This is a genomic window from Shewanella psychromarinicola (assembly GCF_003855155.1).
Taxonomy (GTDB): Bacteria; Pseudomonadota; Gammaproteobacteria; order Enterobacterales; family Shewanellaceae; genus Shewanella; species Shewanella psychromarinicola.
The window spans coordinates 5,094,957-5,109,295 of the sequence record NZ_CP034073.1 but is presented as its reverse complement, the minus strand read 5'-3'; the positions used below and the strand labels follow the sequence as shown (position 1 = coordinate 5,109,295).

General features: G+C 42.5%; 12 protein-coding genes. 6 read left to right on the top strand and 6 right to left on the bottom strand.

The window, feature by feature from the left end; translation table 11 throughout:
- Positions 1-910 precede the first annotated feature (910 nt).
- Together aguA and EGC80_RS22175 are read left to right on the top strand one after the other, a co-directional pair.
- A complete protein-coding gene (gene aguA / locus EGC80_RS22180) occupies positions 911-2,023 on the top strand; it encodes an agmatine deiminase (RefSeq protein ID WP_124013670.1) in 1,113 nt (370 codons plus the stop codon).
- 79 nt (positions 2,024-2,102) lie between these two features.
- Complete coding sequence (locus tag EGC80_RS22175) at positions 2,103-3,809, top strand: amidase (protein WP_124013671.1); 1,707 nt, start codon at positions 2,103-2,105, stop codon at positions 3,807-3,809.
- A 728-nt stretch (positions 3,810-4,537) separates the two neighbouring features.
- Here EGC80_RS22175 and EGC80_RS22170 read toward each other — a convergent pair.
- Both EGC80_RS22170 and EGC80_RS22165 read right to left on the bottom strand, forming a co-directional pair.
- Complete coding sequence (locus EGC80_RS22170) at positions 4,538-4,876, bottom strand: cytosolic protein (protein WP_124013705.1); 339 nt, start codon at positions 4,874-4,876, stop codon at positions 4,538-4,540.
- 545 nt (positions 4,877-5,421) lie between these two features.
- Entirely contained in the window at positions 5,422-6,432 is a 1,011-nt protein-coding gene (locus EGC80_RS22165; protein ID WP_124013672.1) for a substrate-binding domain-containing protein, read from the bottom strand.
- Positions 6,433-6,715: 283 nt separating this feature from the next.
- On the opposite strand from EGC80_RS22165, the gene EGC80_RS22160 reads away from it, so the two are divergent.
- The 4 genes from EGC80_RS22160 (at position 6,716) to EGC80_RS22145 (ending at position 10,490) form a co-directional block, all read left to right on the top strand.
- Positions 6,716-7,600, top strand: coding sequence for an IS1595 family transposase (locus tag EGC80_RS22160; protein WP_124013548.1), 885 nt, complete (start codon positions 6,716-6,718; stop codon positions 7,598-7,600).
- 903 nt (positions 7,601-8,503) lie between these two features.
- A complete protein-coding gene (gene trxC / locus EGC80_RS22155; protein ID WP_124013673.1) occupies positions 8,504-8,926 on the top strand; it encodes a thioredoxin TrxC in 423 nt (140 codons plus the stop codon).
- 327 nt (positions 8,927-9,253) lie between these two features.
- Positions 9,254-9,985: a Clp protease/crotonase-like domain-containing protein gene (locus tag EGC80_RS22150; RefSeq protein WP_124013674.1), complete on the top strand. Its 732-nt coding sequence runs from the start codon at positions 9,254-9,256 to the stop codon at positions 9,983-9,985.
- A 58-nt stretch (positions 9,986-10,043) separates the two neighbouring features.
- Positions 10,044-10,490, top strand: coding sequence for a DUF3465 domain-containing protein (locus EGC80_RS22145; RefSeq protein ID WP_124013675.1), 447 nt, complete (start codon positions 10,044-10,046; stop codon positions 10,488-10,490).
- A gap of 128 nt (positions 10,491-10,618) precedes the next feature.
- Here EGC80_RS22145 and EGC80_RS22140 read toward each other — a convergent pair whose 3' ends face one another.
- The 4 genes from EGC80_RS22140 to EGC80_RS22125 form a co-directional block, all read right to left on the bottom strand.
- Entirely contained in the window at positions 10,619-11,779 is a 1,161-nt protein-coding gene (locus EGC80_RS22140; protein ID WP_124013676.1) for a lipase family protein, read from the bottom strand.
- Between the two features lie 25 nt (positions 11,780-11,804).
- A complete protein-coding gene (locus tag EGC80_RS22135; protein ID WP_124013677.1) occupies positions 11,805-12,302 on the bottom strand; it encodes a DUF6795 domain-containing protein in 498 nt (165 codons plus the stop codon).
- A 250-nt stretch (positions 12,303-12,552) separates the two neighbouring features.
- Positions 12,553-13,071: a DUF6795 domain-containing protein gene (locus tag EGC80_RS22130; protein ID WP_124013678.1), complete on the bottom strand. Its 519-nt coding sequence runs from the start codon at positions 13,069-13,071 to the stop codon at positions 12,553-12,555.
- A 301-nt stretch (positions 13,072-13,372) separates the two neighbouring features.
- The gene (locus EGC80_RS22125) at positions 13,373-14,029 is read right to left on the bottom strand and encodes a DUF6795 domain-containing protein (protein ID WP_124013679.1); all 657 of its coding nucleotides are present in this window, start codon (positions 14,027-14,029) and stop codon (positions 13,373-13,375) included.
- Between the last annotated feature and the right edge of the window lie 310 nt (positions 14,030-14,339).

The window sequence follows — 14,339 nt, the reverse complement described above, 5'->3', positions numbered from 1 at the left end:
GGCCTCTAACGGCTAACACCTTTATGGCCTACGGCGACTAACGTGGTGGCGCTTCACCCACACCAGACCAAGAGGAAACCAACGGCAGTTCCCTCTTTACTCTTTACTCTTTATGAAAAAATTGGCCCAGCCGCCCCGCGACATTTTCCTTATTTACTTAAATAACCGATGCGAAAAGTCGCCATGGGGATTGTTCCAGCTTTTAATCGCATTTGAATCCAGCCTCGGCCAATCTTATAATAAAGAGTGAAAATGCTAACGCTTCCGATGGGGATCTGATGTGAATGGATTCACGAATGTCGTGGTGGCATGGTCAATAATGTTGCCGACATCAAATGACATTCCCCATGTCCATATGGGTCAGATGCCAATGAGCGACCTGTACCTCGAAAGCTAAGCCCACATCTGATAAGCCGGATGCCTTGGAGTATATGGTCAATGATGTTGCCAACATCACTATGATATTTCCAATATCCATATAGGTCAGATGTCCTAGAAAGGCCTGTCAGGCTCACGCATTCTTTTATAAAGAGTCTTCAACGTCCTCAAGTTCAGAGTTGAATTTGTCCATTTTTAAGTCAATAAATCTCACTCGTTTTTGGCCCATTTTGTGATTGCACTTAATCTAGCTTGCAATAAACTTGCAAGCTTTTTACCGTATAAATTTTTATCTATCACCTGCATACAAGTATTTAGCGCAAGTAGTCTTAAATGATATGATATACAGTGATATTTCATCGAAGCTAAAGCTCACCTAGTGTAGACGTGGCAATTTCGGCCTAACTATTTGCGTGATGAATGTGGTAATTCGATTTATTCATTTGATTAATGTTAGGCGTATTTTTATTCTGTCGTCCTATGTTAGGGCGCACTCCCTTATAGTTTTTCAGCATTACCGGAGACAAAACTCATGACAAACATGAATGTGGATGCCACGCAGTTAACCACTAAACCATCTCAAGATGGTTTTAGCATGCCCGCCGAATGGGCGCCGCAGCAAGCTGTGTGGATGATTTGGCCATATCGTCCTGATAACTGGCGCTCTGCAGGGGCTTATGCTCAGGCAACCTTTGCTAAAGTGGCCGATGCCATTGGTGCTGCTACCCCTGTTTATATGGGGGTACCTAAGGAATTTTTGACTCAAGCCAAGACGGTTATGCCTTCCCACGTTACGTTGGTCGAAATAGATAGCAACGATTGCTGGGCTCGCGATACAGGGCCGACTGTAGTAGTGAATGCCAAAGGCGAATGCCGTGGTGTTGATTGGGGCTTTAATGCCTGGGGCGGTCATAACGGGGGGTTGTACTCTCCATGGGATAAGGACGAGCAAGTCGCACAACAGATGCTCACGCAGCATGGTTTTGAGCGTTATCAGGCTCAGTTGATCCTCGAAGGTGGCTCAATTCATGTCGATGGTGAAGGCACCTGCATGACGACGGCTGAATGTTTGCTTAACAGCAATCGCAACCCAGATCTTAATCGTGAACAAATAGAAGCATTACTGTGTGATTATTTAAATGTGCAGCAGTTTATCTGGTTGCCAGAAGGTGTGTACATGGATGAGACCGACGGACATATTGATAATATTTGCTGTTTTGCTCGCCCAGGCGAAGTGGTTTTACACTGGACTGATGATCAAACCGATCCGCAGTATCCTCGTTCAAAAGCCGCTTTGGATATTTTACAAAATACTGTGGATGCACAAGGCCGTAAATTAACAATCCATTTATTACCACAGCCAGGTCCTTTGTATTGCACAGCAGAGGAAGCGCAAGGCGTAACTGAGGGGACTGGTGTTCCACGCACGGCGGGTGAACGCTTAGCGGGTTCTTATGCGAACTTTTTAATTACCAACAATCGTATCGTTTTTCCACTACTCGACCCTGCAACTGACGATATCGCTGCACAAAAATTGCAGGAGATTTTCCCCGAGTATGAAATTGTCGGAGTACCTGCCCGCGAGATCTTATTAGGTGGTGGTAACATCCATTGCATCACCCAACAGATCCCCTCTGGACAGTAAGTAAAAACTAAGGAGAACACAATGACCATGTATGTCACTGTTGTTTTAACACAATTGGCTTTCAATAAGAGGTCGAAACATGTTCGAAGTCACTGAGGTTTCTATTGCCGAGCTGCGTACAGCGCTCGAATCCGGTCGCACCACAGCGGTTGAACTGGTGAAGTCTTATCTCGCACGGGTTGATGCTTACGACGGCCCAGCGACAGAGACCAAGCTGAATGCGCTGGTGGTTCACAATCCAGATGCGATCAAGGAAGCTGAGGCTTCTGATGCACGCCGAGCTCAATGTGAAACACTTAGCCCACTCGATGGTATTCCCTATACCACCAAGGACAGCTATCTTGTTAAGGGGCTCACTGCGGCTTCGGGCAGCCCAGCGTTTAAGGATTTGATTGCTCAATACGATGCCTTTGCCGTTGAACGTCTGCGCGAAGCGGGTGCCATTTGTTTAGGTAAAACCAACATGCCACCTATGGCCAATGGTGGTATGCAGCGTGGTCACTACGGTCGCGCCGAAAGCCCATACAATGCTAACTACCTTACAGCTCCCTTCGCCTCTGGTTCTTCCAATGGCGCGGGTACTGGGACCGCCGCAAGCTATTCTGCTTTCGGTCTAGCCGAAGAGACATGGTCGAGCGGTCGTGGACCTGCATCAAATAACGGTCTGTGCGCCTATACCCCGTCACGGGGGGTAATTTCTGTGCGCGGCAACTGGCCGTTGACACCGACCATGGATGTAGTGGTGCCTTATACCCGTACTATTGCCGACATGCTCGAAGTTCTTGACGTTATCGTGGCAGACGACCCTATCACCCGTGGCGACCTATGGCGTCTACAACCTTGGGTCGAGATCCCAAAAGCATCAACAGTTCGTCCAGACTCTTATCTGGATCTTGCCGCCCAAGCTGACACGCTTAAAGGCAAGCGTTTCGGGGTGCCACGCATGTTCATTAACAAGGATGAATTGGCTGGCACTAGCGAAAACCCCGGTATCGGAGGCCCGACCGGTCAGCGCATCAATACTCGATCATCGGTGATCGACCTCTGGGAAGCGGCACGCAAAGCACTGGAATCTGCCGGAGCCGAAGTGATTGAAGTGGACTTCCCGCTGGTTTCTAACTGTGAAGGTGACCGGCCTGGTGCGCCGACGGTATTTAACCGTGGCTTAGTCACACCTGAGTTTCTTGATGATGAGCTATGGGCACTATCGGGGTGGGCTTTAGATGAATTCTTGCGTGCCAACAATGACCCTAAACTGAACAAATTAGCTGACGTTAATGGGCATTTGATTTTCCCGCACGATCTTGGCACCTTGCCGAACCGTGAGGGCGATCTTGCTGCTGGCATGGATGAGTACGTCAATATGGCCAAAAGAGGTCTCAAGTCGTATAACCAAATCGACAGCATACCGGATGGTCTGCGCGGCTTAGAGAAGACTCGCAAGCTGGATCTGGAAGACTGGATGGACGAACTCAAACTCGATGCAGTGCTGTTTCCAACCATGGCTGACGTGGGTCCAGCAGATGCGCATGTTAATCCAGCCTCCGCCGACATCGCTTGGAGCAACGGTATTTGGGTCGCTAACGGCAACCTTGCTATTCGCCACTTAGGTGTACCAACGGTTACTGTGCCGATGGGGGCAATGGCCGATATTGGCATGCCTGTAGGGTTAACTTTCGCGGGCCGTGCTTATGACGACAACAACCTGCTGAGGTTTGCGGGTGCATTTGAGGCTACAGGCAGCAAGCGCCTGATCCCTACACGCACGCCAGCGCTTAGCAGATAAGCACCAAGAAGTGAAAAACGGGATTGGATCTTACACGCCAATTCCGTTGTTTTAACTCCAACGTAAATACTTGTTTAACTCATTTTTCCCATATCCATATCGGTTAGATGCCAATCGACCTGTACCGCGTAAGCTAGCCTGATTCTGATAGGCAGGATGCCTGAATGCCTTGAAGGACATGATCAATGATGTTGCCGACTTTCCAATATCCATATAGGTCAGATGTGCGAGAAAGGCCTGTCAGGCTCACGCATTCTGTTATAAAGAGTCTTCAACGTTCTTAAGTTCAGAGTTGAATCAATACCTTTTAAGACAGTATTACTAACTCATTTTTGCCCCAAAGTGTTTTTAAGCTATGGCCTGCGGCCACTAACGTCGTGGCGCTTCACCCACACCAGACCAAGAGGAAATCAACGGCTATTCCCTCTTGGAACTCCCAGCCGCCCCGCAACATTTTCTGAACAGCGAAAAGGTCGCCATGGGGATTGATCCAGCTTTTAACTTCATTTGAAGCCTGCTTCGGACTTATTCGAAAATGCTAACGCTTCCGATAGGCCATCCTTGGCCAACGAAAGCTAGCCTGACATCCATGTCAGGCTCACGCTATTTTCTTCAACGTCCTCAAGTTCAGAGTTGCATCACACCAATGCAGCAAGGTATGCAAATCATTTATGCCCCATTCCTTGCTAGGGATGCCAATTCGCCGATTTCAACTTACTGAATAATTTTCAGTCTATTCGGGTAATAAAGGTTTGCTCGTCATCCACAAAAGCTACAAAGCCGCCGTGATAGATAAATACTCGACCAAGCCCCTCAACTAAGCAGGCAAGCTGTGGGTTCAAATCTTCTTCGTTACCCTGTCTTTGATATGTGCCGATATCGGTGATTACGCCTCTGAGAGTAGGCAAATATCTATAAGTTCGCTTTGCTTGATCAACCAGGTTCAATTCGCTGGCGGTAGAGAAGCAAGAGGGTATCGTACCGGCTTCTTCGATAAACATAGTTTTCAGTTCTTCAAAAGCTGTGATCACTAGCCAGTCGATGCCGTTAACATGATGGATAAACATTGAGTTTCTCGGTAATTCTGATGCGGAGATTTTAACATTATCAAGGGCAGAACGTAGTAGAGATTTAGTAATTCTGTGCAATTTACGGTCATTCACTAGGTCACCTTGAAACACGTCTTTGCCCCAAAATAAGTCATCTAATTAGATTTGAGCTTTTCCTATTTAGCTTTCATCTATAGACAACTATGCGGCTAAATCGAAGAGAGTTAAATTACAGGTGTAGATGAGTCAGCGAGTATTCAAAACAGGGATGTTTTGGTTAAGCCCACAGGGATGCTGATTTTAAAATCAAGAGCTGGCGTCTCGCTTAATCATCTGCACTAAGGTCACTCTTTCATATCCCTGTGATCGCGACATTTACTACGTCCTGTAGCTCACATGCTGCAGGCAATAAGTTCAAATGAAGCGACGTTATAAATCAAGCTAAACCAATACCAAGTAAGCTGAGTTAATTAATACCTCAAACTCACTTTTGTCCAAAAGATATTTGGAAAGTATTATAAATAATTATTCGTTAGCTTTTATACCATGCTGTTTAAATATGATTACAATCCCGAAACCTTGGTACATGTATCAACGTTCTCTGGTGTGCAAAATGTGATAGGTGTGTAAATTATTCTGTCATATTTTTGTTCTGTTACAATTTTATACAGTGTCAAAATGGCTTGTCTTCCCATTTCATATGGGGCTTGACCAATATTGATATGAACAAGATTATCTTCCAACATAGTTAATTGTTCAGAGGATGTATTAGTAATAACAATGATGACCTCGTTGTTATTAATTTTTGCCTGATACGGGGCAATCATTTTACGGTAAAGTGCTTGGTCATTTTGCGGCCAACCACCAACAGCAATAAAAGAGTCTGCTTTTACAGGCCTACCTTTCATTACAGACTCCATTTGAATAACAGATTGAGCCAGTTGATCAAAATTAAAGAAAGGTTCTCTAACTTCAGTCCATCCCAAATCGTTATTAAGCAATTCTCCAGGAGGTACATCGTATTTTTTTCCCGATAATGCGGAACGGACCCCCATCAGTCTTAAATTCAGATTGGGAGAATCTCGTCGCCCAGATTGCATTATTAGCGTTCCCCCATTGGGCCGAAGTTTTTTTAACTCTTCACCTAATGACTTACCCAATTCAATATTGTCAGTGCCTATATAGGCTAGGCGTAAACTATTAGGGTCTTCGTTGATTGAAGCATCAATATCAGAGTCATAGGTAATAATCGGGATACCTGCTTCTTTAGCTCTCTTGAGGCTATTTTTAACGAGATATTTAGATTGTGTAACGGCTACAGCGATACCATCTATACCTTCATCAATCAGTTGATTTATTACCTGATCTTGCATCCTAACATTACTTATATCTGGTCCCCGATATATGCATTCAACGCCTTTTATTTGAGCCGCAGCATCTATACAGCCAGCTTTGCTTTGATCAAAAAAAACACTATTAAATTTAGGTACCACGGCAAGTTTTAATTCTTTTCCATAGACAGAAGATATGGGTATTAGACTAAAGGCAACAAACAATAAAAGTGATCTCCTCACACTCCCTCCTGAAATAAATCATAGTGCGACTCTGCTTACAATAAAACATATCAAAGAAATTCATTTAAAGATACGAGCTGAAACGGTATTACTGAACATATCAGTGTGAGCTAATCGATATTGTTGTGTTTTGAACTCCCCCATGCGTCAGGATCGCAACACCATACAAGTAACCAATGGGTTCTAATTTTAGAATGCCTGTCTTAATTTTACATGCCTATGCATCTGAGTCAGTTTTGGCTTATTCTTATAGTATAAATCAAGACTAGAAGTGAGATTTGCTATGAAAATGCCTGAAACGAGTTTTTTTGAATGGCAACGTCAATTCAGCGCTGAAATTGATTGCTTAAATCACATTAAGAAAATGAGATGGCCTAATGGTTTTGTTTGCCCTAGATGCTCTTGTGAGCATGCCTATGAGCTTACAACCCGCAATTTATATGAATGCAGTCAATGTCATAAACAAACATCGGTCACAGCAGACACATTATTCCACGGTAGCCGTATTCCTATCACTAAGTGGTTTTGGGCTATCTACTTTTTAGGCTCAGATAAAGGCAGTATTTCAGCATTAAGACTGAGCAAGCACATTGAAGTTAATTGGCGAACGGCACGTTTGATATTAAGCAAGCTGAGAACAGCTATGGGCCATAGAGACAGCTTATATAGACTGTCAGGGGTCATTGAAATTGATGATGCGTTAGTGGGTGGCAAAAGCAAGGGCAAGCGTGGACGTGGAGCTGGAGGTAAAACACCTGTTTTAGTTGCCGTTGAAAGCAAAGGAAAAAGAGCTGGATTTATTGCTATGCAGGCTGTGAATAGCGTTTGCCATGATAGTGTTGAACAGTTCGTTGCCAAACACTTAACGAGACAGCAAAAAGTGCATACAGACGGTTTACCTGCGTTGAACATTATAGATAAAACTCAACAACATGAAGCGAGGGTTACCCCCAGTGAGCTTGTTGATGAATGGCTGCCTTGGGTTCATATTGCCATTGGTAACTTAAAAGCATTTTTACTTGGGACATTCCATGGTGTTTCAGGAAAGTACCTACAAGAATACCTGAGCGAGTTCTGTTATCGGTTCAATCGTAGACAAATGGAAAGAGAAATACCTAACAGATTGTTAAATTTGGCAATCATTCACACGCCAATACATTCTTACTGAGCCAAGTGCATAGGCATGTAATTTTATTGCTTGCTTGTTTTAGCTCATTCCAAGCATCAAGCGCTTTTACAGACATTCAAATGAAACTGGGTGGGGATATTAAGGCTGCGAGGACAAATACAGGCATTACGAGGTGATTTGTAAATAGATCGTAGGCTCAACAGCACCGTAATCTAAGTTAACCGTTTACCTTGAAAACGTTACATTATCACGGTCGTTTGATGGGTTTTACTGTAAATGTCACTTGTTGAGGCTTATCTTGTAAAGACCTCATAAATACAAGTTCCGAATCTGCTGGCGTAAATGTTTATCTATTTTTTCACAATCGTCTAGATGCTTAATTAACTGCATTACTGCGTCCACATAAATTTAGTGGGTCAGAGTAAACGTTCTTGTTGAAGATGATTCATTGCCCATTTTTAGGGGCGCATAACTGATTGCGATACTTTTCTTAATCATCTCTTACGAGCTAAAAACCAAATCATTAGTTCGTTTGTGTCCATAAATTCCTTGCTTGAAAATGGATAAATTCAACTTAGCATTTTCGAATAAGGCCGAAGCCGATTACAAACGAAGTCAAAAGCTAGATCGATCCCCATGGCGACTTTTCGCTGCTGTTATTTAAGTCATTAGGAAAAATGTTGCGAGGCGGCTGGGCCAATTCTTTTATAAAGAATAAAGAGGGAACTGCCGTTGGTTTCCTCTTGGTCTGGTGTGGGGGAAGCGCCACGACGTTGGTGGCCGCAGGCCATAAATGAATTAGCCCGTGCAGGGTGGAACCTTGCGAACTTAAGCGTTAGTGGCCGCAGGCCATAATATAATAAATTAAACGATTATTCGTTTAACACACCAACTAGGTTTATGATTGAATAGTCTCAATAATGAAGTGGATAAGGACTAACCATGATCATAGCTTGCCCCCATTGCGATACCTTAAATCGCGTCCCTGAAGATCGTCTTGAGCAACAACCAACCTGTGGTAAGTGCAAACAAAACCTTTTTGTTGGTGTGCCGATTGAGCTGACAGCCGCCAATTTTAGCCACCATGCTACCAAATCAGAACTACCACTGGTGGTCGACTTTTGGGCCAGTTGGTGCGGCCCTTGTAAAAACTTTGCGCCGGTATTTACCCAAGCCGCCAAAACATGGGAGCCTAAATTCCGTTTCGGAAAACTCAACACCGAAGAGCAACAAGCTTTAGCCGCGCAGTTTAATATCCGCTCGATCCCCACCCTGATGGTATTTAAACAAGGCAAAACAATCGCCCAACAATCAGGCGCTATGCCTGCATCATCATTCAACCAATGGCTCGAATCGCTGAAATAGATTTTGGACATTAGATCGGCCAGAACTCAAGTAATAACAAACGCGGCAATGACTCGCGTTTTTTTATGGCTAGTCTAAACGCAACTCAGCATTGAAATTACAAAGTCGTTCCGGGCTTACAAGCATTACTGGGATTTCGGTCGTTTTATCTGTGCAGTAGGGGATCTTGCGCTGTTATCTGCAGTGAGTTAAGCGCCTTGAGGATAGTGGCCGTTGGTCATAATCTAGATAATCTAATGCGTTATTTTGATGAGTGTATAAATTTTTATAGCAACATCAGTTATTCATGATAATTTATTATAAACTCAACATCATGATGGAATATGAATGCGTTATTTACTTGTCGCTTTACTGCTAGCGTTAATGGGATGTGCAGCTCAGCAAGAACCTTTCAGTGTGGCTATTGACCCACTATTACCTAGCACCATTCTTTATAACGGCGAAATTACACCTGAGAATGTCGCTTCATTTGAACAACTGATTACGAACAGTCCCACAAAAATAGAATCTCTGATCATCAATAGTGGTGGCGGCGATGTATTTGCCGGAATTCGATTTGGTGAGCTAGTATTTGAGTACAAGTTAAAGGTGGTGGTAGACAAGGCCTGTGCATCGTCTTGTGCTAATTACATTGTTACAGCCAGTGATGATGTCACGGTCAGAAATGGTGGACTATTAGGCTGGCATGGTGGTGCATTACAACCGATTTATGTCCCGATCACTTCTAACAAACAACGAGCCAACAAGATGTTGCGCAAAGAAGCAGATGACTTCTTAACTCAGTGGCAGCAAGCCGAGCATGACTTTTTTCAGATGGTGAAGGTTAACCAAGCGGTGACGATTTTAGGTATGGTGCCCGGATTGGAAGAGAAAAGAGATGCGCAGCTGTTTAGTTATGATCAACAAACCTTAAAGCAGTTAGGCTTACATATTACCTATGAAGGCGAGCAAGCTACGACTTCTCGCTTTGGTGAGTATATAGTGCAAATTTTTAGCGTATCGCCTGATGTGTTGGAAACCTTGTTAACTCAGCATAATAAGATATTACAGCAACACTAAATTGAGCCGTTTATCGCTTAGTCTCACTTAAGTAAATATCACAAAGGATTTGATAACCATGAAAAAAATAGTCGTCATCTGTTTACTTGGCTTGGCATTATTTGGTTTTTTAGATAAAAAGGTTCAAACCACTCAAATTGTAAAAAACGTTTACGCTGGATATGTCGTTGACAGTGATAATGCATTACAAAACGCCATTGAGAATAAACAAAGTAATGTTCAAGTTGGTGGTTCAGGTGAGGTAATAAAAATACTGGCCGACGATCTAAAAGGCAGTCGCCACCAACGGTTTATTTTGAAAATAGCCAGTGGCAGTACCTTACTCGTCGCCCATAATATTGATTTAGCCCCGCGCATAGACGGATTAACTGTCGGCGATACGGTCGAGTTCTTTGGCGTTTATGAATTCAATAATAAAGGCGGCGTCATCCATTGGACTCACCACGACCCACGCGGACAACACCAAAGCGGCTGGCTAAAACACAATGGCAACGTTTATAAATAAACAGCTATTAGGTTTAAAAGATTAAGGCTCAATTTACATTGAGCCTTAAGGGCGGCTTATAAGGTTTATCTGCCGCTGCATAAGTATTAAGTTGCGGATGGGCCTTTAGTTATTTCTGTTAGTCTTTATTACTTGTGTACTGATTTAATCGCATCTTTAACACTGCTATGTAAGCGTGAAAGCATTTTATTGAAAATGGCTCGTATAGTGGCAAAAGTTAAGTCAACTACGGTTGTTACGACTGCTCCTGCAAAAGACAACATATGACCGAGTAGGCCTCTGACATCGTCGGCGAAAGAACTTGCTGCAGCAGCAATTTTTTCAAGGGTTTTGGCGACAAGGTCATAGAATGTCAAACCGTAAGATGCCGTTGCTTGTGCTACAATTGCGCCATAATATCCAGCCTCTTTTAAGACCGTAATTAATGCTGCGCTGAGTTTGTCACTCCACTGGTCTGAATAGCTTGCTTGATTGCGGTTTTCATAACGTAATTTTACCGGTTTTAAATATTCGCTAGCTTTAACATGTAAATGGCCCCAATGCTCAGTGTTTGCAGAGACTAAATAACCTGGTTCGGCCCCAGCTTTAGGATCCATACCATGAGCACTAACCCTCAAACCTTGGCTGTTATCTAAGCGATATTCAACGCCTTGATAAGGCGCATGAATAAAAGGCCATAAAGGCACTTTAGGCACTACATCTGCGCCGTGGGTGCAGCGGTAAATTTGATTAAGTCTATGAGTGTTAGCCGTGGCAAAACCTTGTTGTCCAACTCTTGGAGAACCAAAAGTGTATAAATTAATATTTGAAGCGTAGTTATTAACAGATGCCCAGTCCGCAGCGAGTGAAGCTATTGCACCACCTAAACTGTGGCCGACAAAATGAATTGCTTTACCGGGATTTGAAGTACGCCACTTATCTAAAAAAGTCGCAAATTGCGGTCTTAATGAAGTAAAAGCATTATTAAAACCAGCGTGCACTATTTGGCTGCCATCACCGACACTTAAACCAATTTGAGCATTAGTAGACCAGTCCGCAGCAGAGCTAAATTCAGTACCGCGGATCGCTATGATAGCATCACCTTGGTATTGTCCTTTGCCTAACCCCATAGCCGCAAAACCTGACTGGCGATTGAAAATAAACCCGCCAGTTTTGCCTATACCGACATTGTTGAATGTAAAGTGTTTTTTAATGTATGGATTAGCAAAGTTGGGTGCCAAGTCTAAATCGATTACATCGTACACTTTAGCTGCCAGCTCGGAGGCTAATTTGGGGGTTAATTGAGTCATAAACATTCCTTGTTAACTATTATTGCTATTCACCGAATTTTTTTTGCTTCTCGATTTCTAATTTTTCCAGCTCAGGCCAGCTACAAATACTGAATACCTGATATCGCACAACTCCGCTGGGGAACTCTTCATCAATGATTTCTTGACTAATGGCTTCATTAGCTAGGTCACAATCTAATTGTGCTAATCGCTCGACTAGATAAGATATGTGTTTCTCGCCTCTAGTCACTGTTGACCACAAAAAAGTGTCTGTATAGTCTCCCTCTGCGACTTTAATTGCTTGCGCAACGCGCGTTTCAGCAAAAGGTTTATTAGGGTGATTTGTTCTATAAATGATTTCAGGAAAGCTAAATTTGCCTTCATCGTCAGTAGTGGTGTAATCCCACTCTATGTCTTCCATCACACCAGAGTATTTATACCCTCTTTTTAGCTTAATACCGGCTAAAGGCTTGCTGTCATGAGCTAAACTGCCCACCACCTCAGGAAACACCTCGACATCGACTTTTTTAAACATGCTAAACATTGATTCCTCCGAGAAGCAACTAACAGCGAAGATGATAGACAGGAATGCGACAATTCCAATATATGCTCTGTAGCCCATAGATGAAGCCACTCCCTGCTTTAATTTTTATATGGTTAATTTTTAACTAGGTATTGTAGAGCGATTCAGTAAGGGGATCTATTATCATAAGTGACTATTTTTTAAGGGGTAATGATTAGATGGGGTGTGTCGATTATTAGAATATATACGGATGAATTATTTAACGCCCTTATTAATCAAATTTTTTCCGTTTCTCGATTTCTAATTTTTCCAGATCAGGCCAGCGACAAATGCTCAATACTTGATAGCGCACTACACCACTAGGAAACGCTTCATCAATGATTTCATTCCTAATGGCTTCATTAGCTAGGTCACAATCTAATCGTGCTAATCGTTCAGCTAAATAAGATATATGTTTCTCGCCTGAAGATATGGATCCCCAAAGTATTACTTCAGAATACTCATCTTTAGCTGCTTTAATGATGTCTGACTCTTCATTTTCATCGACTTTAATCGTTTGAGATATACGAGTTCCAGCAAATGGTTTATTAGGGTGACTTGTTCTGTGAATAATTTCAGGAAAGCTAAATTTGCCTTCATCGTCAGTAGTGGTGTAGTCCCATTTTTTTTCTTCCATAACACCAGAGTATTGGTAACCTCTTTTTAGCTTAATATCGGCTAGAGGTTTACCCTGAAGGGTTAGGCTACCAATCACTTCAGGAAACACTTCGACATCGACTTTTTTAAACATGCGAAATATTGCTCCCTCCAAAAAGTAGTTGGCCGTAGTGACAGACAGAACGAGAAACAAACTAATATATGCTATGTAGCTCATTGATGAGGTAACGCCTTGTTTTGATGTTGATATGATTAACTTACTGAAGTCATTGTAGAGTGATTCTTCAAGGGTATATATTATTATAAAGGACTATTTTTTATGGTGTAATGATGAAAAGGGTATGTTCGATTGGGCCAATAGGTACACATTCGTTATTGCTTATTGACTAGATATCCCATCAGCAAAAATTCATCTAGATTGGCCAGTCTGAATATCATCCGTATTTTTCTCTTTTCTGTACTTCCAATAGTTGTAGTTCTGGCCAGCGGCAAATACTAAACACCTGTAGTCGTGAAACTCCATTGCTAATTTCTTCTTCTATTATCTCTTGTCTAATCTCTTCATTGGCGAAGTTGCAATGTAATTGCGCCAATCTTTCAGCTAATAGGGAAAGATGTTTTTCACCTTTAGTTACAGCAGACCAAAGAAAAGTGTCTGTATAAACTCCCTCTGCGACTTTAATTGCTTGCGCAACGCGCGTTTCAGCAAACGGTTTATTAGGGTGACTTGTTCTGTGAATGATTTCAGGAAAGCTAAATTTGCCTTCATCATCAGTAGTGGTGTAGTCCCACTCAATTTCTTCCATAACACCAGAGTATTGGTAACCTCTTTTTAGCTTAATATCGGCTAGAGGTTCTCCCTCATTGGTTAGGCTACCAATCACTTCAGGAAACACTTCGACATCGACTTTTTTAAACATGCGAAATATTGCTCCCTCCAAAAAGTAGTTGGCCGAAGTGACAGACAGAACGAGAAACAAACTAATATATGCTATGTAGCTCATTGATGAGGTAACGCCTTGTTTTGATGTTGATATGATTAACTTACTGAAGTTATTGTAGAGTGATTTGTTAAGAGGGTCTATCATCATAAATAGCTACTTTAAAGGTGTAATGATGAAAAGTGTATGTTTGATTGAGGTGTTCTGGTCTGGTCTAATTTCATCATCCAACCAATGGGTAGAGTCGTTGAAGTAAGTGTTTTTTGCGTATGGATTCAATATTGTTGGTTCTAGAGGCAAAGATAAAACTATCACAATTAATGTTTTTAGTGCCTTTTTGACACTCTTTAGGGCTATAGATAAAGAGTTTTTTTTGGCTAAAATTAGGCTGTTAATGAGTATTAAAAGCACTATGTTACGTCTCTTTTTAACCATGAATCTGTAGCTTTTATTTTTTATC

What these genes read in the sequence shown, in the direction of transcription:
- aguA (WP_124013670.1), top strand. Translation starts at nt 911, where the DNA reads ATGACAAACATGAATGTGGATGCCACGCAGTTAACCACTAAACCATCT.
- EGC80_RS22175 (WP_124013671.1), top strand. Translation starts at nt 2,103, where the DNA reads ATGTTCGAAGTCACTGAGGTTTCTATTGCCGAGCTGCGTACAGCGCTC.
- EGC80_RS22170 (WP_124013705.1), bottom strand. Translation starts at nt 4,876, where the DNA reads ATGTTTATCCATCATGTTAACGGCATCGACTGGCTAGTGATCACAGCT.
- EGC80_RS22160 (WP_124013548.1), top strand. Translation starts at nt 6,716, where the DNA reads ATGAAAATGCCTGAAACGAGTTTTTTTGAATGGCAACGTCAATTCAGC.
- trxC (WP_124013673.1), top strand. Translation starts at nt 8,504, where the DNA reads ATGATCATAGCTTGCCCCCATTGCGATACCTTAAATCGCGTCCCTGAA.
- EGC80_RS22150 (WP_124013674.1), top strand. Translation starts at nt 9,254, where the DNA reads ATGCGTTATTTACTTGTCGCTTTACTGCTAGCGTTAATGGGATGTGCA.
- EGC80_RS22145 (WP_124013675.1), top strand. Translation starts at nt 10,044, where the DNA reads ATGAAAAAAATAGTCGTCATCTGTTTACTTGGCTTGGCATTATTTGGT.
- EGC80_RS22140 (WP_124013676.1), bottom strand. Translation starts at nt 11,779, where the DNA reads ATGACTCAATTAACCCCCAAATTAGCCTCCGAGCTGGCAGCTAAAGTG.
- EGC80_RS22135 (WP_124013677.1), bottom strand. Translation starts at nt 12,302, where the DNA reads ATGTTTAGCATGTTTAAAAAAGTCGATGTCGAGGTGTTTCCTGAGGTG.
- EGC80_RS22130 (WP_124013678.1), bottom strand. Translation starts at nt 13,071, where the DNA reads ATGTTTAAAAAAGTCGATGTCGAAGTGTTTCCTGAAGTGATTGGTAGC.
- EGC80_RS22125 (WP_124013679.1), bottom strand. Translation starts at nt 14,029, where the DNA reads ATGATGATAGACCCTCTTAACAAATCACTCTACAATAACTTCAGTAAG.